The sequence below is a fragment of the Corynebacterium intestinale genome, assembly GCF_023574125.1.
Taxonomy (GTDB): Bacteria; Actinomycetota; Actinomycetes; order Mycobacteriales; family Mycobacteriaceae; genus Corynebacterium; species Corynebacterium hesseae.
The window spans coordinates 48486-72626 of the sequence record NZ_JAMKFF010000008.1 but is presented as its reverse complement, the minus strand read 5'-3'; the positions used below and the strand labels follow the sequence as shown (position 1 = coordinate 72626).

General features: G+C 61.3%; 16 protein-coding genes. 11 read left to right on the top strand and 5 right to left on the bottom strand.

Annotation, left to right across the window (positions count from 1 at the left end):
* Positions 1-124 precede the first annotated feature (124 nt).
* Both M5J06_RS09375 and gabT (M5J06_RS09370) read right to left on the bottom strand, forming a co-directional pair.
* Positions 125-1354, bottom strand: a complete 1230-nt coding sequence (locus tag M5J06_RS09375; protein WP_420869340.1) for an aromatic amino acid transport family protein — start codon at positions 1352-1354, stop codon at positions 125-127.
* A 78-nt stretch (positions 1355-1432) separates the two neighbouring features.
* Positions 1433-2761 (bottom strand): 4-aminobutyrate--2-oxoglutarate transaminase, encoded by a 1329-nt coding sequence (gene gabT, locus M5J06_RS09370; RefSeq protein ID WP_250224499.1) that lies wholly within the window; start codon positions 2759-2761, stop codon positions 1433-1435.
* Between the two features lie 118 nt (positions 2762-2879).
* Here gabT (M5J06_RS09370) and M5J06_RS09365 point away from each other — a divergent pair, with 118 nt between their 5' ends.
* The gene (locus tag M5J06_RS09365; RefSeq protein WP_250224498.1) at positions 2880-4325 is read left to right on the top strand and encodes a PucR family transcriptional regulator; all 1446 of its coding nucleotides are present in this window, start codon (positions 2880-2882) and stop codon (positions 4323-4325) included.
* Between the two features lie 4 nt (positions 4326-4329).
* On the opposite strand, the gene M5J06_RS09360 is transcribed toward M5J06_RS09365, so the two are convergent.
* Positions 4330-5739, bottom strand: coding sequence for a helix-turn-helix domain-containing protein (locus M5J06_RS09360; protein ID WP_250224543.1), 1410 nt, complete (start codon positions 5737-5739; stop codon positions 4330-4332).
* Positions 5740-5967: 228 nt separating this feature from the next.
* On the opposite strand from M5J06_RS09360, the gene gabT (M5J06_RS09355) reads away from it, so the two are divergent.
* The 4 genes from gabT (M5J06_RS09355) to M5J06_RS09340 all read left to right on the top strand — a co-directional run bounded on the left by gabT (M5J06_RS09355) (position 5968) and on the right by M5J06_RS09340 (position 11183).
* The gene (gene gabT / locus M5J06_RS09355; RefSeq protein ID WP_070530915.1) at positions 5968-7293 is read left to right on the top strand and encodes a 4-aminobutyrate--2-oxoglutarate transaminase; all 1326 of its coding nucleotides are present in this window, start codon (positions 5968-5970) and stop codon (positions 7291-7293) included.
* 35 nt (positions 7294-7328) lie between these two features.
* Positions 7329-8777, top strand: a complete 1449-nt coding sequence (locus M5J06_RS09350; protein WP_250224497.1) for a flavin-containing monooxygenase — start codon at positions 7329-7331, stop codon at positions 8775-8777.
* 15 nt (positions 8778-8792) lie between these two features.
* A complete protein-coding gene (locus M5J06_RS09345) occupies positions 8793-9773 on the top strand; it encodes an alpha/beta hydrolase (RefSeq protein WP_070530920.1) in 981 nt (326 codons plus the stop codon).
* A gap of 99 nt (positions 9774-9872) precedes the next feature.
* Positions 9873-11183 carry a YkvI family membrane protein gene (locus M5J06_RS09340; RefSeq protein ID WP_070530923.1) on the top strand — a complete coding sequence of 437 codons (1311 nt, stop codon included), beginning with the start codon at positions 9873-9875 and terminating at the stop codon, positions 11181-11183.
* 60 nt (positions 11184-11243) lie between these two features.
* Here M5J06_RS09340 and M5J06_RS09335 read toward each other — a convergent pair whose 3' ends face one another.
* On the bottom strand, positions 11244-12710 hold the full coding sequence (locus M5J06_RS09335) for a helix-turn-helix domain-containing protein (RefSeq protein WP_250224496.1): 1467 nt from the start codon (positions 12708-12710) through the stop codon (positions 11244-11246).
* 191 nt (positions 12711-12901) lie between these two features.
* Between M5J06_RS09335 and M5J06_RS09330 the strand changes: the two genes are divergently transcribed.
* From M5J06_RS09330 to M5J06_RS09310, 5 genes are all read left to right on the top strand, one after another.
* The gene (locus tag M5J06_RS09330) at positions 12902-14959 is read left to right on the top strand and encodes a hydantoinase/oxoprolinase family protein (RefSeq protein ID WP_250224495.1); all 2058 of its coding nucleotides are present in this window, start codon (positions 12902-12904) and stop codon (positions 14957-14959) included.
* Between the two features lie 39 nt (positions 14960-14998).
* The gene (locus M5J06_RS09325) at positions 14999-17002 is read left to right on the top strand and encodes a hydantoinase B/oxoprolinase family protein (protein ID WP_250224494.1); all 2004 of its coding nucleotides are present in this window, start codon (positions 14999-15001) and stop codon (positions 17000-17002) included.
* A 32-nt stretch (positions 17003-17034) separates the two neighbouring features.
* Positions 17035-18753 (top strand): helix-turn-helix domain-containing protein, encoded by a 1719-nt coding sequence (locus M5J06_RS09320; RefSeq protein WP_144675491.1) that lies wholly within the window; start codon positions 17035-17037, stop codon positions 18751-18753.
* Positions 18754-18871: 118 nt separating this feature from the next.
* On the top strand, positions 18872-19990 hold the full coding sequence (locus M5J06_RS09315) for an alcohol dehydrogenase catalytic domain-containing protein (protein ID WP_070564805.1): 1119 nt from the start codon (positions 18872-18874) through the stop codon (positions 19988-19990).
* Positions 19991-20092: 102 nt separating this feature from the next.
* The gene (locus M5J06_RS09310; protein ID WP_070530937.1) at positions 20093-21625 is read left to right on the top strand and encodes a permease family protein; all 1533 of its coding nucleotides are present in this window, start codon (positions 20093-20095) and stop codon (positions 21623-21625) included.
* Between the two features lie 166 nt (positions 21626-21791).
* Here M5J06_RS09310 and M5J06_RS09305 read toward each other — a convergent pair whose 3' ends face one another.
* The gene (locus M5J06_RS09305) at positions 21792-22448 is read right to left on the bottom strand and encodes a TetR/AcrR family transcriptional regulator (RefSeq protein WP_158011578.1); all 657 of its coding nucleotides are present in this window, start codon (positions 22446-22448) and stop codon (positions 21792-21794) included.
* 177 nt (positions 22449-22625) lie between these two features.
* On the opposite strand from M5J06_RS09305, the gene M5J06_RS09300 reads away from it, so the two are divergent.
* Positions 22626-24134: a flavin monoamine oxidase family protein gene (locus M5J06_RS09300; protein WP_070523376.1), complete on the top strand. Its 1509-nt coding sequence runs from the start codon at positions 22626-22628 to the stop codon at positions 24132-24134.
* Positions 24135-24141 lie beyond the last annotated feature (7 nt).

Sequence of the window (24141 nt, the reverse complement as noted above, 5' to 3'; positions counted from 1 at the left end):
TAACGAAATCTACCGGTAACGACAAGAGCGGCGGTGGGCTACTTCGCAGTAGCCCACCGCCGCTCAAGAACATCGCTCGCCTGAGTCTACGATCTCGTACCTTTCTCAGGGCTAATCGCTTGTACTAAGCCCAACCCGCCGGCACCAGCCCGACGATCGAAATGATCGAATAAATGAAAGCCAAGAAATACACCACGATGATGGTTGCCTGAATAGCCGGGTGCGCAAGACCGCCCACGGTCCAGCCGGGATCGCGGTCGCCCTTCTTGCGGGAGGCGTGCAGCAGCATCACCGGGATGACGGACATGATGGCACCCGCAAAGCCGCCCGCATAGGACAGCGCCGCAACGAAGCCACCGAGGCCTGCAATCGAGATCACCAGTGGCGGTACCACCGTCAGCGCCACCGCGATGATGCGCTGCCCCTTCACGCCTTCCCAGTGGAAGATGTCGAGGACGTTGCGCATGGTGGTGAAGCCAATCGCCAGGAATGACGTCAGCATGGCCGCCAGGGCAAAAATGTTGGCCAGGTAGTAGGCAACCGGGCCAAGTGCCTCACCCCAGGCGATGGTCACCACTTCGGTGACCTCCATGCCGAGAAGGCCGAGGGCTGCAAAAGGCACCAGCGCCAGGGTAAAGCCCGTGATGACCATGCCCACGACGATCGCACGCGCGGTCTCCTGCGGCTTCGACGGATCCATGCCTTGGACCAGCTCCGGAACCACATACTGCGCCAGGAAAGAAAACACTGCCAGGTTCAGAATCGGGACGATGAAGAAGGGGTGAAGAACCAAAAGGTTTTCCACCTTGATGCCTGGGCCCAGGATGGTCCATCCGCAGAGGACAGCGATGATGATGGCCATACCTGCGGTAATGGCGCCCTCGGTGGCACCAGTGGTGTGCAGACCGCGGTACATCACCCACGAGCCAAACCCAAAGAAGATCAACGTGCCCAGAAGCGGCGGCAGGCCGAAAATGTTGTTGATCAAGTCACCGGAGCCGGCAGCATAGGCAATAAGTGCGCCGATACCGTTGACGATGATGGCGACGAAGACCAGCCACCGCCCCCACTGCCCCAGGTAATGCTCGGCCAGTCCCGAGACCTGCAGCGTGGCTTTGGTGCGCATGGCGGACTCCGCCACGTACAACATGGAAATGGTCGTGAGTGTGCCAGCCACGAGCAGGGCGATGACGAGCGCGAGGAATCCACCGTTGCGAGCGGCATAAGGAATGGAGAGAACTCCAGCGCCGATGTTGGTGCCGAAGATGAGGGCGATGCCCTGCACGAAGGACAGCGCGGGCTTGAATTCCTTCGTGGATTCATCCTTCTGCGGCACAGAAATGTTGTTGGACAAAGACTTCTCCGATGACTACTAAATGGCTATTAAAACGTGAACTCACCCGGCCATCGCCGGGTGAGAACTGCATTGGCCTTACTTGTATTCGTTGAACTGCTTGACGACGACCTGCAGCGCCTCACGCCACAAGTCCTCCGGGATAGCCAAGGAAGGTAGGAAGCGAATGACGTTGTGGTCCAGGCCGCAGGTCAGCAACAGGACGCCCTCGGCCTTGGCACCGTCAGCAATGTTGTGCACCAGCTCGGAGTCCGGCTCGCCCTCAGCGGTCACGAACTCGAGTGCGAGCATGGCGCCGCGGCCACGGAATTCTGCGACGCGCTCATCGCCCAGGATGGGCTCCAGCTCCTCGCGGGCGACCTTCTCTAGGTTCTGAGCACGCGCACCGAAGTCCTTCTCCTCAAACTCCTTGAAGGTTGCCAGCGCAGCCGCGCACGCCACCGGGTTACCGGTGTAGGTGCCGCCCAGGCCACCAGGCTGCGGGGTATCCATGATTTCCGCGCGGCCGGTCACTGCGGACAGCGGCATGCCGGAGGCAATGCCCTTGGCAATGGTCACCATGTCCGGCACGATGCCCTCGTGGTCGGAGGCGAACCAGGTACCGGTGCGCATCATGCCCGCCTGGATCTCGTCGATGATGAAGACCACGTCATTGTCGTTGCACCATTTCTGGATTGCTGCGAGGTAGCCCTCAGCCGGGACGACGAATCCGCCCTCACCCTGAATCGGCTCGGCAACGACGCAGGCCAGGTTGGTCGCGCCGACTTCCTGCTCGATCATGGTGATGGTCTTCTTGGCTGCCTCGGCACCACTCAGACCATCGCGCAGCGGGTAGGACATCGGCGCGCGGTAGATCTCCGGGGCGAAGGGGCCGAAGCCGTTCTTGTAGGGCGACTGCTTAGCGGTCATCGCCATGGTCAGGTTGGTGCGGCCATGGAAGGCGCGGTCCATGACCACCACACCACGCTTACCGGTGTAGTTGCGGGCAATCTTTACTGCGTTCTCGACGGCCTCCGCGCCGGAGTTGAACAGCGCAGTCTTCTTCGGGTGGTCACCCGGGGTGACCTCGTTAAGCTTTTCGGCCACGGCCACGTAGGACTCATAAGGAGAAACGGTGAAGGAGGTGTGAGTGAAGTGCGCGACGGCCTCCTGGACCGCGGCCACGACGGCCGGGTTCGAAGCGCCAGCGGAGGTCACGGCGATGCCGGAGGCAAGGTCGATGAAGTGGTTGCCGTCGGCGTCGGCAAGAATGCCGCCGTCGGCATCCACTACGTAACCCGGAAGCGACGGCGCCATGCCCGCGGGCAGCGCGTTCTTGCGGCGCTCATCCAGGGCGGCGCTCTTCGGGCCCGGGACCTGCTGGCCCAGGTGGCGAGACTGCTCAATGTGGTACTGAAGTTCCTGCATGGTCTTCCTTTTTGTGCTCGGATGAATAGTGTGCCCCTTAGTGTGGTCTCCACCACCCTCCGCACACTATGGACGAGATGTATAAATTTCCTCCCCATAGCTGTGTACTCTGTCCACCATGCGTGAGATTTCCTTCCGCTGGCTGCTCAACCAGCGCTCATTGAACCTGCGAAGCATCGTCACCGGTAGCGCCACATTCAACACCATCCACGCTTCCGAGCTCGCGGACCCCAGCGAGTTCACCTCCCCCGGCGCGCTCATGCTCACATTGGGGCTTGCCTTCCAGGAGGAACCGGAGGGCTTCGAACGCTATGGCGCAGCTCTGGCCGCGGCCGGCGTGCAGGGCATCGGCTTCGGCACCGGACTGGCCTTTAGCGAGGTCCCCACCGCGCTCATCCATGCCTGCTCCCAGCACAATCTCACCCTCTTTGAGGTCCCACGCGCCACCCGATTCGTCTCCATCACCACGGCCGTGGCTCAAGAACAGGCCCGCTTGGACAACAACGCGCACTTTGCACTCCACCGCCAGCAGGAGCGCCTCAACCAGGCCGCGGCCACGAGCATCGGGGCGCTCGTCATGCAAGCCAGCAAAGAACTCGGCGCCGCAGTGGCGGTGGCCAGTTCCTCCGGAGCGGTGGTCAGCCGCAGCGATCGCGGTCAGCTCAGTGCGGCCGACGCCGCGGTGGAGGCCGCGGAGCAGACGGGGCGCGGAACGGGGACGTCGACAAGCACAGGCGCAACCATCACCAGCATCTTCGGCTCGGCGGGACGGCGCTGGGCCATCGCGGTAACGCGTGCAGAGAAGTTCGATTCCTACTCCCGCGCGCTCATCCGGCACCTCGCGGGCCTGGCCAGCCTGCTCTTAGATCATCCCGACACCACTGCGCACACGATCCTCGGGGCGTTGGCGCTTGACGCCCAACTGGCCGGGGTTGACTCCCCTGCCTTACAGGCGGCCTTCCATACGGTCGATAGCCACGACCTCGTGGATGTTCTGTTTCTCACGGCACCATCACCCTCCCGCCTCGCGCGGGCATTAAGCGAGATTGGAAAAGCCGAGCCCCTCAGCCTCATCCGCCCGGAGCACGATTCGGCACTTATCGCGCTTCCCCCGGGCACCACGCACCCGAACTTGAGCGGTAAACACACCCGCTACCTCCGAACGTCCATCCTGCAGCGCATCCAATGGCAAGCGTTGACCCCGGCGCTCTTGTCCTCTCTCCAGAGCCACGCGCGCAGCCTGCCCCTCGGTACTGTGGCGACCTTCGATTCGGCTGCCCCTACCTGGCTGGCAGAACCCGGCGTACCCGAGGCCCTCGCTGCCCGGCGCGCGGCCACAGTCAGCCTTCTCGCCGAGCACGATGCGCAGCACAACACAGAGCTGTGCGCCACGCTGCGTTCCTTCCTCGTGGGCAACGCCAACTTGGCCACCGCCGCCGCGGAACTCGGCGTTCACCGCCACACGGTGCGCGCCCGCTTGGACAAGATCGAGCAACTCTGCGGCGTGGACCTGAGCAATCCCGTCACCCGCGCGGAACTGCTCTTGCTCAGCCTTGATTCTTAAGAATTCAGTCCGGAACGCTCACGCCCAGGATGAGAAGTTCCGCCGCCACGAGAGGATCCTTAAGATCAACCTCCAATAATTCCTCCAAGTCCGCGATGCGCTTGCGCACGGTGTGGCGGTGCGAATGCAGCTCCTCAGCGGTGCGGCTTACATGCCCGCCGGCGCGCAAGTAAACCTCCAGTGTTTCCGCCAAGTCGGTGCCGTGCTCGGCGTCAAAGGAACGCACCTTGCCCCAGGTCTCCTTCGCGCGGTTGTGCACCGCTCCTTTAACCCGAGGGTCCCTAGTCCAGCTCAAGGTGCGCGATTCCGGCCCCGCGAGCATCCCCGGCTGCAGCCCGAAAGCGAAAGACTCCAGCTCGTGGACAATCCCCACCCCCAGCTCGGCCCACGGCATGGGTTGGCCCACGACGATGCGCTTGCTCCCGCGAATATCGCGCAGCAAATCCTGCAGATTTTTCATCGTTCGGCTTCCCCTAAAGAGCAGGAGGCTGGAGGACTTATCCAGCGCGTACTCGAAGAGCAAACGCCCGTGGTCTTGGAGTCGGGCGTCCAGGGCCTGGATGAAGCGCTGGTGAGCCCGCTCCCCCTCGGATTTCACCAAGACCGGGCGCACCCTCCCCTGCGCATCACCCACGAGGTGGAAGATGCGCCGCATGGGATCTTCGGGTTCGTCCAACCCCAGCTGAATGGCCAAAGCCATGGAGTTGAGCTCATTCTGTGTGCGCCGCAGCTCTTGTGGGCGCTTCACGCTAAGCTCCGCTAGGCCCGCGGCCTGCTTGAGTAGCGCGCGCTCGTTCACGCCGAAACCATCACGCGCCACTGCCAAGAGCCCGAAGGAGCGCGCACCGTGGTCGGCCAAGCGCTGGGCCAAGACATTCCACCCGCCCACGCGGCGCGCGGCGTAGAAGTTCTGGGCGCGGGTATCGGCGATCACCGGTGCCCAATCCACCGGAGGCAGCCCCGGGTAGCTCGACTGTGCAAAGACGCGCCCGTCTTTATCGACGAGACAGGAATGCGCGCCCAGGAGGCGACTGGTCTTGTCCACGAGGGCATCGAGGCCGGCCACGGCGGCGTCGTTGAGCGCACCCTGCTGGGCGATGAAACGCTCCAACCCTTCCTCGCGCTGGCGCTGCAACTCGTCGTGCAAACGCGCGAGCACCGAAACGAAAGGGACGCGCCGCGCCACAGTGAAGAGCGAAATATTGCATTCCCGAGCGGCCTCCAGCATTCCGGGCGGAACCTCGGCAAAGGCCAGCCCAACGCCGAAACCCACCCCCGTTACCCCACCCGCGGACACCTTGCGGATGTACTCTGCCAGTTCCTCAGGCTGTCCTTCAAATGCCATGCCGGTGAGCAAAATGACGGCCCCGGATCCCACAAATTCGCGCGGATCGCGCAGTTCACACGGGTGCATCACGGAAAAGGACCGCTTGCAATCGTGCAGAATCCTTATCCCCAGATCGGGTTGATTGGCCAACCAGGTGAGGGATACGCTCCCCTCTTCCAGCCCGGCCGCTACCCCCTTATCCACTGTGGACAATTTCTCACCATTCTTTCACCAATACGTCTGTGGCCCTCCTAAAGTTTAGCCGCCAGAATGAGCTACGTCATACAAAACCCCGAGCATTAAGGAGCAGACAGCATGCAGGATCTCAAGCACCGTCTCCCCCAGGAGCGGAACGTTTCCACCGCAATCCCTGGCCCCCGCAGCCAGGAGCTGAATGCCGCCCGTGAAGCAGACGTCGCCGCTGGCGTCATCCCGGGCTACCCCTCCTACATCACTGACGGCGACGGTGGCGTGCTTGTCGACGTCGACGGCAACACCATCGTCGACTTCGCATCCGGCATCGCCGTGACTTCCGTCGGCGCCTCCAACCAGCGCGTTGCCAAAGCCGTCGCCGAGGCTGCTAGCCACCTCACCCACACCTGCTTCCTCAACGCTCCTTACGAGGGCTTTGTCCAGGTAGCCAAGAAGCTCAACGAGTTGACCCCGGGCACCCACGAGAAGAAGTCCTGCCTCTTCTCCACCGGTGCTGAGGCAGTGGAGAACGCCATCAAGATCGCTCGCCGCTACACAGGCAAGAACCGCGTCGTGGTTTTCGACGGTGCCTTCCACGGCCGCACCAACCTGACCATGACCATGACCGCCAAGAACAAGCCGTACAAGTCCGGCTTTGGCACCCTGGCCGCTGACATCTACCGCGCGCCGATGTCCTACCCGCTGCGCGACGGCCTCGATGGCAAGCAGGCAGCAGCGCGCACCCTGCGCTACATCGAGCAGTACGTCGGCACCGAAGAGTTGGCTGCCGTCATCATCGAGCCGGTTCAGGGCGAGGGCGGCTTCGTCGAGCCGGCCAAGGGCTTCCTCCCGGCTCTGCAGGAATGGTGCACCGACAACGGCGTTGTCTTCATCGCCGATGAGATCCAGGCCGGCATCTGCCGCACCGGCTCCTGGTTCGCCTGTGAAGACGAGGGCATCATCCCGGACCTCATCACCACCGCCAAGGGCGTGGGCGGCGGCATGCCGCTCTCCGCTGTGACCGGCCGCGCCGAAATCATGGATGCCCCGGACCCGGGCTCCCTGGGAGGCACCTACGCCGGTAACCCGGTGGCCTGCGCTGCTTCCCTGGCAGCCTTCGAGGAGATGGAGGAGCTGGACCTCAACTCCCGCGCCCGCGAAATCGAGGCGATCATCCGCGAAGAGCTGGAGCCGCTACTTGAACTCACCACCGTTGCTGAGGTCCGCGGCCGCGGAGCCATGATCGCCATCGAGCTGGTCGATGACAACAACCAGCCAAACGCCGACCTCACCGCCAAGGTAGCCAAGACCTGCCGCGAGCAGGGCGTGCTCATCCTCACCTGTGGCCTTGACGGCAACGTCATCCGCCTCCTTCCGCCCCTGGTCATCAACGAGTCCACCCTGCGTGACGGCCTCCAGGTTCTGGCTGAAGCTATCCGCGCGAACTAATCCGAAACACCAACACCTCAAGGAGACACACCACTATGAAGATCTACGACTGCATCATCCTCGGCACCGGCTACGGCGGACTGGGCATGGGCGCCCAACTTGTTCGCGACGAGCAGCAGGACTTCCTCATCCTCGAAGCAGCCGACGAGGTCGGCGGCGTCTGGCGCGACAACACCTACCCGGGCGCTGCCTGCGATACCCAGGCTCTTATCTACTGCTACTCCTACTTCCTCAACCTCGGCGTCTCCCGCATGTTCGCCGGTCAGGACGAGATGCAGGGCTACCTCAAGGCCCTTGCCGAGGAGTTCAACCTCTACGATCACATCAAGTTCAACCACCGCATCACCCGCGCCGAGTGGAAGGAAGACCTCAAGGCATGGGAGATCGAGGCCAACGGTGAGACCTACTACGGCCGCGTCTTCGTCGGCGCCTGGGGCCAGCTCTCCAAGCCGAAAATCCCGAACTTCCCGAACCGCGAGGCATTCCAGGGCGTGCAGTTCCACTCCGCCGAGTGGAACCACGACGTCGACCTGAACGGCAAGAAGGTCGCCGTCATCGGCAACGCGGCCTCCGCTGTCCAGCTGGTTCCGGAGGTTGCAAAGGTTGCGGAGAAGCTCTCCGTGTTCCAGCGCTCCGCAAACTACATCCTGCCGCGCAACCAGGTCATCTTCACCGAGGAGGAGACCAAGGAATTCCAGGAGAACCCGGATTCCTACCGCGCCATCCGCCAGGAAATCCACGAGGTCCGCGAGGAGGGCTTCGACCGCACCCGCAAGGGCACCGACTCCGCCGCCGAGGGTGTCGAGCAGGCCATGGAGCACCTGCGCTCCCAGGTCAACGACCCGGAGCTGGTGGAAAAGCTCACCCCGACCTTCGCTTTCGGCTGCAAGCGCATCCTGCGCTCCGATGACTTCTACCCCACCTTCAACCGTGACAACGTGGAGCTTGTCACCGCTGGCATCGAGAAGTTCACCGAAACCGGCATCCGCACCGAGGACGGCGTCGAGCACGACTTCGACGTTGTCATCTACGCCACCGGCTTCCACTCCCAGGAGTTCCAGGGCGACCTGCCGATTGCCGGCCGCGACGGCATCGACCTGCGCGAGCGCTGGGGCAACTCCCCGGAGGCTTACCTGGGCATGACCGTGGATGGCTTCCCGAACTTCTTCATGCTCTACGGCCCGAACACCAACCTCAACCACCACTCCGTGGTGGCCATGCTCGAGGCGCAGGACCGCTACATCTCCCAGGCTGTTGCTTACCTGCGCGAGAACCCGGAGGCAGCCCTCGACGTGAAGAAGAACGTCATCGACGAGTTCAACACCCGCATCCAGAAGGAACTCGAGGCATCTGCGTTCTCCGCCGATTGCTCCTCTTGGTACAAGAACGAGGAAGGCCGCGTCATCAACAACTGGTCCGGCAACGTTGCTGAGTACTACGAGCTCACCGACAAGCTGGAGATCAACGACTACGAGCTGGTCTAGAAGGTAGTGATCACGATGCACACTCTGCACGACGAATACTCCGGGCGCCCCGTCGCTGAGGATGCGTGGAAGGCGCTGAAGCCTTTCCGCGATGGTGGAGCGAAGTCCTTCCACAACTTCCCCATCCCGCAGGTGCGTGAGAACTACGTAGCCTCGGCCCACGCCAACCCGCTCCACGAGGAGAAGGAACCTGCGACCACAGATTTCCAGGTCGACCAGTTCCAGGTTCGCCTTTATGACCCCCGCCCGGAGGCAGAACGCGGCCAGGAGACCCCCGCGGTGCTCTACATGCACGGCGGCGGCTGGCTCATGGGCAACCTGGAGACCCACCACTCCTCGGTACGCCGTATCGCGGTGCTGACCGGCCTCCCGGTCGTCGCGGTGGATTATCGCCTCGCCCCGGAGCACACCTACCCGGCGGCAATCGACGATTGCCGCGCCGCCTACCGCTGGCTGTCCAACCCCGAGGCAGAACACGGACTGACCGTGACCTCCATCGCGGTCGCCGGTGATTCAGCCGGCGGCCAGCTGGCTGCCACGTTGGCGAATGAGTTTGTGGGTGAAGATGACGTCGCCAAGCTCAGCGCCCAGATCCTGCTCTACCCGATCACGGATTGCTCCCGCGAGCGCACCGAGAACGGTGCCTCCTACAAACGCCTGGAGGAAGGCTTCCCTCTCGCCTCCGACACCATGCGGTGGTTCATCGATACCTTCGTCACGGAGGAATCCCAGCGCACCGCCACGGATCTCTCCCCACTGTTGCTGGAAGAGCTGCCGGAAGGCCTGCCCCCGTCGCTCGTCATCACGGTGGATAACGATCCGCTGGCGGATGAGGGCATCGAGTATGCCGGGAAGCTAGCAAAAGCGGGCGTCGACGTCACGCACAAGCACCTCCTGGGCTACCACCACGGGCTCTTTACCTCCGCCGCGATCATTGACCGCGGCGAGGAGGAGCTTGCTGGAATCGCCGAGTTCATCAAGGCGGTGACGAGCTAACAGCTTTCGCTCCATCACACACGGGGCAGGCACCTTTCCTAGGCGGCCTGCCCCGTCTGCATAAGTAGAAGCATTTATCCATCCACAGTTAGGTTCACCATGCTTAAACGCTCATTCGGCATCGCGATGGCCTTCATCGGCGTGCTCGCGGGAGCCTCCTTCGCGTCCGGCCGTGAGGCCCTCCAATACTTCGTTGCCTTCGGCAACATGGGCATCGTCGGTGCCATCGTCACCGCACTGGCCATGACCATTTCCGGAATCACCATTCTCCAATTGGGTTCTTATCACCGCGCAAAAGAACACACTTCTGTGTTCAACGCGGTGTCCACGCCAATTGTGTCGAAGATCCTTGACTTCGCCACGCTGACCTGTCTTTTCTGCATCGGCTTCGCCATGTTCGCCGGCGCCGGCACCAACCTCAACCAGCAGTGGGGCTGGCCGGTGTGGATCGGTGCGATCCTCATGCTCATTCTCACGCTGCTGACTGGGTTGCTCGATGTGGACAAGGTGACCATCGCCATTGGCGCCATCACCCCGTTCATCATCATCCTGTTGACCATCGGCACCGTGTATACCGTGTTGACGTCCAGCCCCGATTGGTCACACCTCAACGAGCAGGCGCAGACCATTCCCACCACGCTGCCCAACTGGTGGGTCTCCGCCATCAATAACTTGGGCCTCAACGTCATCGTGGTGGTCTCAATGATGATCGTCATCGGCGGCAACTTCCTCGATGCCAAGGAAGTGGGCTATGGCGGCATCCTCGGCGGCCTGTGCTTCCTGTTCCTGCTTGCGGTCCTGGTGGGCGGCCTTTACGTTTCGGTGGGCCCGATTACCGACGCCGAAATGCCAACCTTGGCCATGATTGAGCAGATTCATCCAGCGCTCGGAGTCGCCATGTCCATTGCTATCTACGGCATGATTTATAACACCGCCATCGGCATGTTCTATGCCTTTGCCAAGCGCCTGACCCGTGGCAAGCCACAACACTTCTACAAGGTTTATGTCATCTCGGTGCTCATCGGATTCGTGCTCTCCTTCGTCGGCTTCTCTAACCTCATCGGCTGGGTATATCCGATTCTGGGCTACATGGGTATCGCCATCATGTTCATCATCGGCTTTGCTTGGATGAAGAACCGCAAGGACCTGCAGTCTGAGGCCGATCTGCGCCGCCGTGCGCGCGAACTACTCAAGAAGCGTTTTGAGAATGACAACCACCTCTCTGAGGAGGAAATGCGCGAGCTTTCCGCTATCGCCCGCAATTCCTCCATTCCCGAATCTGACTTCATCAGAGAAATCATGACTGAGGTCGATTCCGAGGACGTGCCCGAAGAGCTGCAGATTGGTGATGGCAAGCTCCACGCGCTCATCACTGGCAAGCCCATTCCGCGCACTAAGAAGAAGGTGTAGTTCTCACTATTCCCCCATCACCACCTACCCTCATTCTCTCCGCCCCCGCGTCTCAAGCGCCTAGCGCTGCATGCGGGGGCGAAGTGCTTTCCACAGCACCCACAAAACTAAGTCGGCATCCGAGAAACGAATGCGCTCCTCCAGTGCCTCCAGCCGGTGCCGCACCGTATTGGCATGTACACCCACGACCTTTGCCGCGCGGGCAACGGAAAACCCTTCAGCCTCATAGGCCTGAAAGATCTCTTCACCATCCTTGATCGAGCCGATCGCTCGGTCGAGCTCCCCCACGGCATCTTCTAAACCGCGCTGACCCAGGTACGCCGCCGCCTTCTCGATGGCGCTGCACTGAGAAAACTCCATGCTCTGCACGTGCAGGGAGTGTTGCCGGTCCACCACTACGGCAGCAACCAGAGCCTGCAGCCACGCCTGCGGGCCCTCCTCGACGGCATCGAAGGCATCGGAAAGCCCAACCGAGCCGAAGAGCACATCCGCAATTTTTGCTTCGGCTCCCGACTGGGTCGTCAGCACGCAAGTACGGCCAGCCACATAGCCCAGCACCAATGGCACGCCCGCGTCCTGCGCCACCGCAAAAGCCTTATCCCGCACATCGCTGCGGTAGGAATCCTTGACGGAGTCCGAGACTATGAGCCGCATTGTCGCGTGTTCCGAAAACCCTCTCCTGCGCAAGGTGGTGGCCACCTCCTCCCTGTCCGAACTGTCGTCGCACAACGCCATCAATAAGGCGCTTGATTCCGCGACGTGGTTCCGCTGGATGTTTCGCTGCGCCAACAAGGAAGCGGTGAGCAGCTCCTCCAGTGCTGCAAAGGCGGGGTCATCGAAGTCCGCATCCCGGCTGGTCTGCCGCCCCCGGATCAACCAATAGCCGTGATCAAAGGACGGGCTTTCGCCGGCAATGTCGAGCCACCGGGCAAAGACCTTCCACCGCCCCACGTGCAAAGTAGTCGTGCTGTGGTTGCTAACAACCGACAAGGAGCGCGCAATGCTTCGCGCGGGCAGCTCGCCGGCCGCGGCGATGACCCGGCCATCGACGGCCAAAAGAAGTAAGGAATCCCCGCTAAACCTGGCAAAGCGGGAGAGGATTTCGGATTCGGGGGCAGGGTTGACCAGCCCGGGGCTTAATTGACCAATGGTGCTGAGCTTGCGCCATGAGGTGAGGTTGGGCTGGCGGCGCAGCAGCTCATCCACCGCGCGCCGAATGTCTTGACGTGTGAGCCCCTCGGTGCCGTATAGGAGGGACACGGTGCCGTCCACGGAGTCCAGGATTTCCTGCTCAGTGAATTCAGATTCGAGGAATACCACGCCGGCGGCATCGGCTAAGCGGCGTTGAATGGCGCGGGGTGTTCCCTCTACCCGGGGCAGGACCAACCAGCCGCTCACGTCGCCGTCACCCTCAGCGCACAACCCCACAAACTCTTCATTTTCGAGGGCCTTGTTGATGCGGCGCAACCGCGGTTCCATCACGACGAGATCCGCGATGTGCAACTCCGGGTTTTCTTGTGACGCCACTTAACCCTCCGAAAAATAGTGTCCTATCTTACTTTTAATCAGGTAATTCTAGTGGCCGGCAGCCTGGCTTTTTGGAGTTTCCTCCATTCGTTTTCCCCTCAATTCACTTTTCCTCCATTGCTTGCCTGCCCGGAGCATATGAAGATTCCTTCCAACCGAATTCACGAGCCTTTGAAAGAGAGGTCCACACCATGACGGAGACCAAGCCATTTCGCGTATCCGTTGATGTCGGCGGAACGTTCACCGACGTCGCGATTGTTAACACCGACACCCACGAGCTGTCAGTAGCGAAGGTCCCCTCCACCCCTGATGACCCCATGAAGGCAGTGATGAACGGCCTCAAGCAGGCCGACGTCCAGCTCAACCAGGTCGACGTTTTCTCCCACGGCACCACGGTGGCCACCAACGCGCTGATCCAGCGCCGCTTCCCGCCGGCAGCGCTCATCACCACGAAGGGCTTCCGCGATGTCCTGGAGATTCGTGATGGTACGAAGGACGAGCTGTGGGATGCCTACCACGATGTTCCGGAGCCCTATATCCGCCGCCGCGACCGCTACGAGGTCGAGGAGCGCATCGACTTCGATGGTGCAGAGGTCACCCCGCTCGATGAGGCAGAAGCTCGCCGCATCGCCGGCATCCTGCGCCGCAAGAAGATTGAGACCGTGGCGGTCTGCTTCATCAACTCCCACGCTAACGCCTCCCACGAGGAGCGAATGGCGGAGATCCTGCGCGAGGAGCTTCCCGACGCCGCCATCTCCACCTCCTCCGAAATCCTCCCGGAGATCTTCGAGCACGACCGCTTCTCCACGACCGTCGCCAATGCGGTCCTGGCTCCGCTCGTCTCCGGCTACGTCAACCGCCTGTCCCGCCAGCTGGAGGAAGGCGGCTACGACGGTGACCTGCTGCTGCTGCACTCCGGCGGCGGTTCCATGACCCCGGAGATGGTTTCCCGCTACCCGGTCCGCCTGGCCGCCTCCGGCATTGCCGCCGGCGCCATCGCGGTGCAGGATATTGCGACGCGCTGCGGCTACTCCAACGCGATCGGCTTGGAGATGGGCGGTACCTCCACCGACATCGCCTTGGTCTACGAAGGCGATATCCGCATTACCAAGCAGTGGCAGGTCGAGTACGGCTTCCCCATCTGCTTCCCATCCATTGAGGTGGGCACCATCGGTGCCGGTGGCGGTTCGGAGGCCTGGATCGATGAGGCAGGCTCCCTGCGCAATGGTCCGCAGTCGGCCGGTGCGGATCCGGGACCGGTCTGCTACGAGCGCGGCGGCACCGAAGCCACGAATACCGATGCCAACGTCACCCTCGGCCGCCTCGGCACCGAGCTCATCGGCGGCGCGCTGAAGCTGAACCCAGATGCCGCGCGTGAAGCCGTCAACAAGACCGTCGCCGATCCTCTGGGTCTCGATACCGAAACCGCCGCGGAAAACATCGTCCAGGTGGCCAACGCCAACATGGCCGACGCCGTTCGCCTGCTGTCCATCCGCCGCGGCTACGACCCGCGCGATTTCGTCCTCGTCGTCGGCGGCGGCGCCGGCGCACTGCATGGAGCAGAGGTGGCCCGCGACCTCTCCATCCCCACCGTCGTGGTGCCGCCGCACCCAGGCGTGACTTCCGCTCAGGGCTGCCTGCTCGTGGACATCCGCCACGACATCACCAAGATGTACCAAGCAGCCGTGGACGAGGTGGACACCGCGGAACTGCGCAAGGAATTCCAGGCACTCATCTCCGAGGCCCGCGAGCGTCTCCACAAGGAGCACGTGCCGGAGGAACGCATGAAGTTTAAGCTGACCGCCTCCATGCGCTACCGCGGCCAGTGGCGCTCGCTGACCGTGGAGATCCCGGAATCCGATAACCCGCTAGATGATGCCGTCGCCATGTTCCACGATGAGCACGAGCGCGAATACTCCTTCGCCGACCGCGACGGTGCCGTAGAGTTCTACCAGATTGGCCTCATCGCCATCGGTGAGCTGGAGAACCCGCCCTTCAAGCACTATGAGGTCGAAGAGCACGAGGCAGAGCTCCCGGAGACCACCCGTCCGGTGTACTTCTCCGCGCACGGCGGCTGGGCCGATGTCCCGATTTACCACCGCCCGGATCTGAAGGCCGGTGCGAAACTCAACGGCCCCGCCATCATCGATCAGTTCGACGCCACCACCGTCATTCCGCCAGGAGACCGCGCAGAAATCGATGAGTGGTCCAACATCCGCATCCACATCGGCAAGGCCACCAACGCCTAAGACTCTCGCCTTCAGACTCTCCTTAAGAAAGGAATCGACATGACTGCTTCACAGACACAGGCTCAGTCCTCATCAAACCGCCGCACGCTCGACCCAGTGACCTTCGAGGTTCTCAAGAACGCCTTCGCCACCTCGGTCAACCTCATGTCCGAGCAGATTCTGCGTACGTGCTACTCCTTCGTTATCTATTCACGTGACTTCTCCTCCGCGCTGTGTGACGCCGAGGGCAACACCGTCATGCAGGGTGACCAGGACATCGCCGTGCACGTCGGCACGCTGCACTTCCAGTGCCAGGCCGTGCTCAAGGAATTCGGGGATGACATCCACGAAGGCGACGTGTTCGCTATCAATGACCCCTACCAGGGCGGCACGCACATGAATGACGTGTCCTTCCTGCGCCCCATCTTCTACGAGGGCACGCTTTTGGCCTTCGCGCAGAACAAGGGCCACTGGGCCGATGCCGGCGGCTCCGTCCCAGGCTCCTTCGACGTGTCCGCCACCAACTACTACACCGAAGGCCTGCGCATCACCCCGGTGCGTGTGTGGTCCAAGGGCGTGTTCCTCAGGGACGTCGCCAAGCTCCTGGCGGGCAATACCCGTAGCCCCGAGATCGTCATGGGTGACCTCAAGGCCCAGGCCGAGGCCACCGCGGTCTGCGAGCGCGAAATCCACCGCCTCGTGGACAAATACTCTGTCGACATCGTGCGCACCGCGCTGCGTGAGGTCCAGGACTACGTGGAGGACATCGTCACCGCCCGTGTCGCCGAGCTTGACGACGGCGAGTGGTCCACCACCGACTACATCGACCTCGACCCGGCTAAGGATGAGGGCTTGGTTCCCATCAAGGTCACGATGCGCATCAAGGGAGGGCGCCTGTCCTACTCGCTGGATGGATCCGCACCGGCGGTCGCCAGCTTCCTCAACGCGGGCTATGGTTCTGCGTTCTCCGGAATCGTCGCCGGTACCAAGACCTTCTTCCCCGACGTGCCGCTGAACTCCGGCCTCTACCGCGCCATGGACATCGACCTCGGCCCGGAAGGCACCGTGGTCAACGCCGGAATGCCGCACGCTGTCACCGGCTTCTGTTCGGGCCCCTTCGAGAAGATCATGAACGCCGTCTTCGAGCTGTGGTCCCAGCTCATGCAGGAGCGCGCCATGGCCTGTGCCTTCAACCTGGAATATCTCCTCATCGGTGGTTGGGATACGCGTGATGCGAAGAAACCGCAGGACAAGGGCGAGTTCTTCATGTGGTACGACTGGATGGCCGGCGGCTGGGGCGGCCGCGTCGACCGCGATGGTTCCTCCGCCACCGCGCCGGTCTTCGGCCCAGGCCTGGCGGTCCAGCCGGTGGAAGGCCAGGAGCGTCTCTCTCCGGTCCTCACCAGCCACCATGCTCTGGTCACCGACTCGGCCGGCCCCGGCAAGTACCGCGGCGGCGTCGGCGTATCCAAGGGCGGCGTGCTCACGGACGCGAATCAGACCGTGATGAGCTACTGCTGTGACCGCGCCCGCTCCGTTACCTGGGGCATCGACGGTGGCCTGCCGTCCATCCCGCAGGGCGTGTGGCTCAACCGTGGAACCCCGGATGAGAAATTTCTCGGTGCACTCTTCTCCAATGTTCCGGTGGGTCCGGGCGATACCTTCGAGCGCCCCTCTGCCGGTGGCGGTGGATTCGGCGATGCCCTGGAGCGTGACCCGAAGGCCGTGCTGGAGGACGTCATCGATGGCTACGTCTCCGTGGGCCGTGCCGCCAAGGACTACGGCGTTGTCATCCACGCCATCGATCCGGAAATCGACGAGTACGAGCTCGATGAGGATGCAACGAAGACGCTGCGTGAGGAGCTGCGTTCCAGCCGCCTGGACAAGCTGACGGAGTCCCCGGAGTCCGTGGCGGAGCGCTACAACGCGGGCGAGCTAGACCAGCTCGACCTGGTCCGCCACTACGGCGTCATCCTGGACTGGGCCACCGGTGAGCTCCTTCCCACCACCACCCAGCAGTACCGCGAGCAGATGACCAAGCGCTCCTCTTCCCACTGGAAGTAGTAAGCGCCCTGACTGGCCCCTAAACTAGGGGCATGTCTCTCCTCGGCACCGTATTCTCCCACCTCGCCAGCGGCACCCGTGTCCCCGACGAGCTGCGAGAGCAACTGGATGCCGAGGAGCTCAGTTCGCTTCGGGCCGTTGAGGAGACCATGCGTGCCAACCACACGTGGCGGGTGATGTCGACCAAGCTGCTCGATGTTTCTCAGATGCTCAACTCGGGCCGCGAATCCACTGATATATTCCACGCCATCGTGCGCCACGCGCGCACCACTATTGGTACGGACGTGGGTTATCTCAGCCTCAACGATGAGGACACCGGCTTTACCAAGGTGCTGGCCACCAGCGGTGTCGTCACTGAGGAGTTCCGCACCATCAACATGCCGATGGGCTCTGGAATCCTCGGCATTGTGGCCGCTACCAACCGCCCGGCGTGGACCTATGACCATTCCGCCGACCCCAACGTCACGCACGTGGATTACGTGGACCGCGCGGTGGAGGCCGAAGGCATCCGCGGGATCCTCGGCGCCCCGATTCGAATTGCCGGGCGCACCATCGGTGCGCTGCTCGTGGGTGACCGCCACCCCCGCCACTACACGCACGAGGAAATTGCCGCGCTCGAGGTGCTTGGCTCTATCACCTCTGTGGCATTGGAGAATGCGCAAGTCATCGAGAGCCAGGGCGAATCCGTTGCCGAGCTAACCCGATCGCAGATAGCTCTGAGCCGCCATGTAGAAGAGCTGCAGTGGCTCAATGAGGTCAACGCGAAACTGCTCCACGTGCTCATGAACAATGCCAGCTTCGAAGAGCTGGAACGCGTGCTGACTGAAAGTCTCGACGCTCCGGTGATGCTGTGGACCACGGAGGATGCCCCGGACGCTCCCCCAGCAAGCACGTTCCCCGTGGAGTTTAATGGCCGCGCACTGGGCACGATTGGTGTGGACAAGCAGCTCAGCGACGCCGAACTGCGCGTCATCAGCCATGCTTCCGCGGCCTTTACCGCGATTGCCCTTTTTGCCGAGGCGCTTGTCGACGCCACCGCGCGCAAAGTCGATGACCTGGTCTATGCCGTGGCGCTGGGTAATGCCGGGCGTGAGGAGATCGCCCGCCTGCGACACCTGACGGGTATCAGCCTGAACTCCTCAGCACAGCTGTATTTCGTCGGCCTGCACTCAGCAAAGGGCCTGCCCACTCGTCCGCAGCTGGAACACCTCTTGCCGGGTAATGCCGCTATTACGCACCACGATCAGCACGTGTGCGTGCTGTACCAGCCGGATCGAGGTATCGATGCGGCGCTGGCCCCGCTGCTATCTGAGTTCCCCGATTTAACGGTCTCCGCCATCGGCTTTGATGGCCTGAGTGAAGCACGCAGCGCACATGATTCCGCCATGTCTTACCTGGAATCAGCGCTCGCCCTGGGAGTGCGCGGCCGTCTGATCACCGAGGACTCCCTGGGCACGGTGGGCCTCATTTTAGGCGCGGACCCACACGCATTGAACGCTCTTTCCACACGCACCATCGGCCCGCTGCTGCGTTATGACGAGGAGCATTCCACGGAGCTGACCGATACCGCGCACCACTACTTGCTCTCCGGCCACAGCATCCCGCAAACAGCTCGCGCCATGTTTATCCACCCCAATACGGTGCGCCAGCGGCTCGACCGGATCTCGGAGTTGATGGGTGATGAGTGGGCCGTCGGCCAGCGCGGGCTCGATGTCTTCGTGGCGCTGCGCGCCCACATGCTCGGCAAGTAGAGAATTCCCTATCTAAATAGCTGTCTGATGTAGATTCCCCCATACCGTTCCTGCCCTCATCGACATCCTGTGGCGTACATTACGTTGCATTAACCCCACCCGATGTCTGGAGGTAGATATGTCTGACACGATTACCATTCGCGGCGCCGTCCTGGAGCGCTCCGGCGATGAGCGTCCCTACGCCGACTCCAAGCCCATTACCGTGAGCGAGCTCGAGCTCACTGCCCCCGGCGAGGGCGAGATCTTGGTTAAGATCACCGCCGCTGGCCTCTGCCACTCCGACCTCTCCGTGGTCAACAACAACCGCCCCCGCCCGCTGCCGATGCTTTTGGGCCACGAGTCCGCGGGCATCGTCGAGGAGATTGGCCCGGGTGTTACCAACGTCAAGGTCGGCGACCACGTGGTCATGACCTTCCTGCCGCGCTGCGGCGAGTGCGCTGGCTGCAAGACCGACGGCAAGATGCCCTGTGAGGTTGGCTCCAAGACCAACAACGAGGGCACCCTCATCCGCGGCACCCGCCACCTCACCCGCAATGGTGAGATGGTCCAGCACCACCTCGGCGTTTCCGGCTTCGCAACACACGCAGTGGTTTCCGAGCTCTCCGTCGTACCGGTTGGCTCCGATGTCCCGGCGGATATCGCCGCCATCCTCGGCTGCGCCATCCTTACTGGCGGCGGCGCCATCCTTAACGAAATTGATCCGAAGCCGGAGGACAGCATCGCCGTCGTCGGCCTCGGTGGCGTGGGCATGGCCGCCATCATCACCGCCGCTGCGCTCGGCGTGAAGGAGATCGTGGGCATTGACATGCAGAAGGACAAGTGCGAGAAGGCCCTCGAAATCGGCGCCACTTCCGCCATGACCCCGCAGGAAGCTGAAGAGTCCGGCAAGAAGTTCACCGCCGTCGTGGAGGCCGCCGGCCACCCGAAGGCCCTGGAAACCGCCTACAAGGTCACTGCACCGGGTGGCCTGACCGTCACCGTTGGCCTGCCGGCACCGGGCTCCACCATCACCATCGACCCGCTCGTGATGACCGGTGAGGCACGCCGCCTGCACGGCTGCTACCTGGGTTCCTCCGTTCCGTCGAAGGACATCCCGAAGTACGAGCAACTGTGGCGCGAGGGCAAGCTCAACGCCGAGGCCCTGATCTCCGACCACATCAAGCTCGAGGACATCAACACCGCCATGGACCGCCTGTCCGACGGTGTGGCGCTGCGCCAGATCATCGAGTTCGACTAATCAAGACTCGGCTAAACCTCAACCACTTCACCTTTCCTCACCAAGCCCTGCGCGGTTCGCGCCCGTAGGGCTTGGTCCCTTTTTCTTTGAAAGGAGGCCGTCATGGCCGCAACCACCGAAGCCGCCGAACCCGAAGAACAGGGAATCGGTCAAGCTTCGCCCCACTGGAAGATGGGGCCCTTTGATGTCCGCTTGCCGTTCGTGCACTACCGCATTGAGTGGCCAGACTTCGCACAAGGCTTGTTCATGTGCGTGGTCGATCTGGGTGCTATCCCCCTCATGACTGAGGCCCTCGGCATGCCCTATGAGGCGGCACTGGCCGTCGTCATGCTCAACGGCCTTCTCTACCTGACCCACCACCTCTTGGGTGACCCGGTTGTCCCGGGTTGGATTACCCCAGCTATTCCGCTGCTGACGGTCTACATCCAGACCTTCCCGGAAGGAGAGCAGCGAATCTGGGCGCTCATCAGTTTCCAGCTCTTGTTGGGCATATTCTCCTTAACACTGGGTATAACTGGGTGGGCGTCAAAGGTCGTTCGCCTCATTCCTTCAGGCCTGCGCGCCGGTATCGTGCTTGGTGCCGGTATTGCAGCGATTATCTCGGTATTTCAAGAAGACGGACGTTTCCACTCCTTCCCTATCACCATCACCATCGCGGTGGCCGTGGCCTTCTTCCTCATGTATTCGCGCGGCTTCCAGGCACTGCGGCAGAAGGCCGCCGGCTGGCGTTTCCTGGCTTCGCTAGGCATCCTGCCCGCCATCTTCGTCGCGGTCTTCGTCGCACCGCTGGCCGGCGAGGCACCGTGGCCGGACGTGGAGTGGGGCTTCTCCAAGCCTGACTTCATCACGCTGTGGTCTGAGTACACGGTCTTCGGCGTTGGCTTGCCGCCGGCGCACATGTTCCTTACCGCCATCCCCACAGTGTTGGCTGCCTACATCGTCGTCTTCGGTGACGTCCTGCAAGCCAACGCCGTTCTCAAGGAAGCCGACCATGTCCGTACGGATGAGGCCGTGGTCTACAGCCCGTCGCGCGCACACCTCCTCTTCGGCGGCCGCAACATGCTGATGTCCATCATCGGCCCAGACATCGCCATGTGTGGTCCACTGTGGGCGGCGATGCACGTGGTCATCGTTGAGCGCTACAAGCAGGGCAAGCGCGCCATGCGCACCATATTCGGTGGCGCGGGCTCCTTCCGCTGGGGCACCAACACGGGCCTCCTCCTGCTACCGATTACCTCTTTCGTTGAGCCTATCCTGCCGGTGGGCTTGGCACTGACGCTCATCATCCAGGGCTTCGTATCCGTGCGTGTGGGCATCATGGAGGCCAAGAACCAGAAAGACCTCGGCATCGCAGGCATAACCGCTGGCGTGCTGGCCACCCAGGGCGCCGCGTGGGGATTCGCCGCCGGCATCATTATGGTGCTGGTCATCTACGGCAAGGACATGTTCAAGGACGAGCGCGACGGCACCATCCGCAACTTCGATGAGATCGATCCGGAGGAAGGCTTCGCCGACGCGCAGGCGGATTTCACGGAGCTGGCAGAACTCAATGATCTAGACGCTGACGGGCACCCGATCGATCCGAACGCCCACCGCACAGGATCCAAAGAATCTCCAAAATCTAGCGAGACCTAAGCTCAACCAGCTTATTCCCCAAGGTGCTTCCCTCCCCAATAGCAGTTCACCCCTAGCTGCAGGGGAGGGTTTCGCATTTCATCCTTCTATGTCAGCTATTCGAGAGGCTGCTGGATGGAATCCGTTTTATCCGTGGGGCTGTATTCTCTAAATAGACGTCACAAATTTAAGCCTCATTTGATGATAGGAACTGTTCCAACAGGGCTTCCAAACCAGTTTCAAACGACTTGTCCGCACGAAGTTTAGATTGTTCGCTCTCCTCCGAAGACTGCTCTCGGAATTGCGCCAAGTAGATGTCATTCATCTTGTTCAATGGACTATCTCCAGGCCCAGGCGATTCAAAAATATTCAAAGGCGCATGAACGTCGTAAGCAGAACCAAAAACAAAAGACTCTACTGCGACAAGCCTCGTAATAACTTCCGCTTCGGGAACTCCAGCGAGTGCAATTACTTGGACGAGCAATTCGTACATCGAAATCGTTTGGGGCGAACCATAAAGTGGAAGCTCAGTAATTACGCGAATCAGCGGAATATTATCAGCCAGAATATCCCGATACGACCATGCCCATTGCCGAAGCGCATCAGCTGCTGGTAGTTCCCCTGCAAGGGCGTGCTTCAGCGACGAAGTATCGACCTTTGCAATGATGTCATCTTGTACCAGAGCCAGCAGTTCTTCTTTATTCGAAATGTGATTATAGAGCGCTGCGGTACTGACCTTCATTGACCGAGCTACCGCTGACATCGATAGGGCTTCAAGCCCCTTGCGCTCAACAATTTGCAGTGCGGCTGATGCTATTTTTTGCCGGTTCACCAGCGCTTTCACTGGCCGCCCTTTGGGGCGCGAAACATTTACCACTGTGATCCCTACAATTCTTGCCGCGCGTTTGTTACTGTAGTCACAACGTTAAATTAAACCCTTTAATTTAACGTTGAAACACCATCGTCCATACGAAGGTCTCACTCACCGCATACCTACTGCACGCGAAGGAGAAACGCTCCAATGGTCACGCAACGTAATGGTAATCCCAACGCCGAAGAGCGCACAGTCGATGTTGTAATCATCGGCGCCGGTGCTTCAGGGCTAATGGCTGCCCGCACTCTCAAGAAAGCAGGAAAATCAGTCTGTGTTCTCGAAGCCCGCAATCGCGTGGGCGGCCGTACCTGGAACGGAAAGGTACTCGACGACCAAGGTACTGAACACTTCATTGAGATCGGCGGCCAGTGGATTTCCCCCGATCAAACGCGCCTCACCGAACTCGTCCAAGAGCTCGGACTCGAGACTTTTGATCGGTACCGCGAAGGAAAATCAGTCTACGTGTCCCCAGACGGCACGCGCCACGAATTTGAGGGAGATACCTTCCCAACGTCAGAGGAAACCGCCTCCGAGATGAATCGATTGATCGCTGAGCTCAATCAGCTGGCCGAGGAAGTCGACGCTAACGCCCCTTGGGAGCACCCACGAGCCAAAGAACTCGATAGCCAATCCTTCCGTGACTGGTTAGAAAGCCTATCTGACGATTCTGAGGCAATTGACAACATCTCGCTTTACATTTCCTCTGGAATGCTTACTAAGCCTTCCCGCACCTTTTCCGTACTTCAAGCAGCTCTGATGGCTTCATCTGCTGGTTCTTTCGACAACCTTGTTGATGAAAACTTCTTGCTTGATAAGCGAGTTGCCGGCGGCATGCAGTCAGTTTCCATAACGATGGCAGAGGAACTCGGCGATGACGTCATTCTCAGTTCACCTGTTCGCACTCTCGAATGGGCTACGCCAGATCCTTCTACGGCAGACGCCCCCAACAATGTTGAAGCGGACGTCCGCAATGGTGTGGACAACAATGGTGGACCGGGAACCGTAACTGCCTATTCTGATCGCGCTGTTGTCCATGCTAAAAACGCTATCCTTGCGGTTCCGCCAAACCTCTATAATCGCATTTCCTACGTGCCTCCCCTACCGCGAGAACAGCATGTTGCCCATCAGCACATTTCCATGGGTCTCGTCATCAAAGTTCATGCAGTCTATGAAACACCCTTCTGGCGTGAAGAGGGACTGTCCGGTACTGCATTCGGTGGCGATCGACTCGTTGCCGAAATCTATGACAACACCAATTACGGCAAAAACTTCGCAGGCGGTGAGGAAGGAAAAGAAGACGCATTCGGCACATTGGTTGGCTTTGTTTCCGACGTTTACGCCGAAGAGATGTGGGCTCTCCCCGCTGAAGAACGCAAAGAGCGCATCCTCGATGCAATGTCCATTTACCTTGGTGACAAGGTGAAGAAGCCAATCGCATTCTTCCTCTCCGATATGGCGGCCGAAGAATGGACTCGCGGAGCCTACGCAACGTCATACGATTTGGGCGGACTATCGCGTTGGGGCCATCTTCAGAACAAACCAACCGGCCCGATCTATTACTCCTCCTCTGACATCGCTGGTGCAGGTTACCAGCACGTCGACGGCGCGGTGCGTATCGGTGAAGCCGTTGCGAAACAGATTCTCGGGCAGGGATAAGCGGTGA

Coding starts and splice junctions, on each gene's coding strand:
- gabT (WP_250224499.1), bottom strand. CDS start 2,761: ATGCAGGAACTTCAGTACCACATTGAGCAGTCTCGCCACCTGGGCCAG.
- M5J06_RS09365 (WP_250224498.1), top strand. CDS start 2,880: ATGCGTGAGATTTCCTTCCGCTGGCTGCTCAACCAGCGCTCATTGAAC.
- M5J06_RS09360 (WP_250224543.1), bottom strand. CDS start 5,739: ATGCACCCGTGTGAACTGCGCGATCCGCGCGAATTTGTGGGATCCGGG.
- gabT (WP_070530915.1), top strand. CDS start 5,968: ATGCAGGATCTCAAGCACCGTCTCCCCCAGGAGCGGAACGTTTCCACC.
- M5J06_RS09350 (WP_250224497.1), top strand. CDS start 7,329: ATGAAGATCTACGACTGCATCATCCTCGGCACCGGCTACGGCGGACTG.
- M5J06_RS09345 (WP_070530920.1), top strand. CDS start 8,793: ATGCACACTCTGCACGACGAATACTCCGGGCGCCCCGTCGCTGAGGAT.
- M5J06_RS09340 (WP_070530923.1), top strand. CDS start 9,873: ATGCTTAAACGCTCATTCGGCATCGCGATGGCCTTCATCGGCGTGCTC.
- M5J06_RS09330 (WP_250224495.1), top strand. CDS start 12,902: ATGACGGAGACCAAGCCATTTCGCGTATCCGTTGATGTCGGCGGAACG.
- M5J06_RS09325 (WP_250224494.1), top strand. CDS start 14,999: ATGACTGCTTCACAGACACAGGCTCAGTCCTCATCAAACCGCCGCACG.
- M5J06_RS09320 (WP_144675491.1), top strand. CDS start 17,035: ATGTCTCTCCTCGGCACCGTATTCTCCCACCTCGCCAGCGGCACCCGT.
- M5J06_RS09315 (WP_070564805.1), top strand. CDS start 18,872: ATGTCTGACACGATTACCATTCGCGGCGCCGTCCTGGAGCGCTCCGGC.
- M5J06_RS09310 (WP_070530937.1), top strand. CDS start 20,093: ATGGCCGCAACCACCGAAGCCGCCGAACCCGAAGAACAGGGAATCGGT.
- M5J06_RS09300 (WP_070523376.1), top strand. CDS start 22,626: ATGGTCACGCAACGTAATGGTAATCCCAACGCCGAAGAGCGCACAGTC.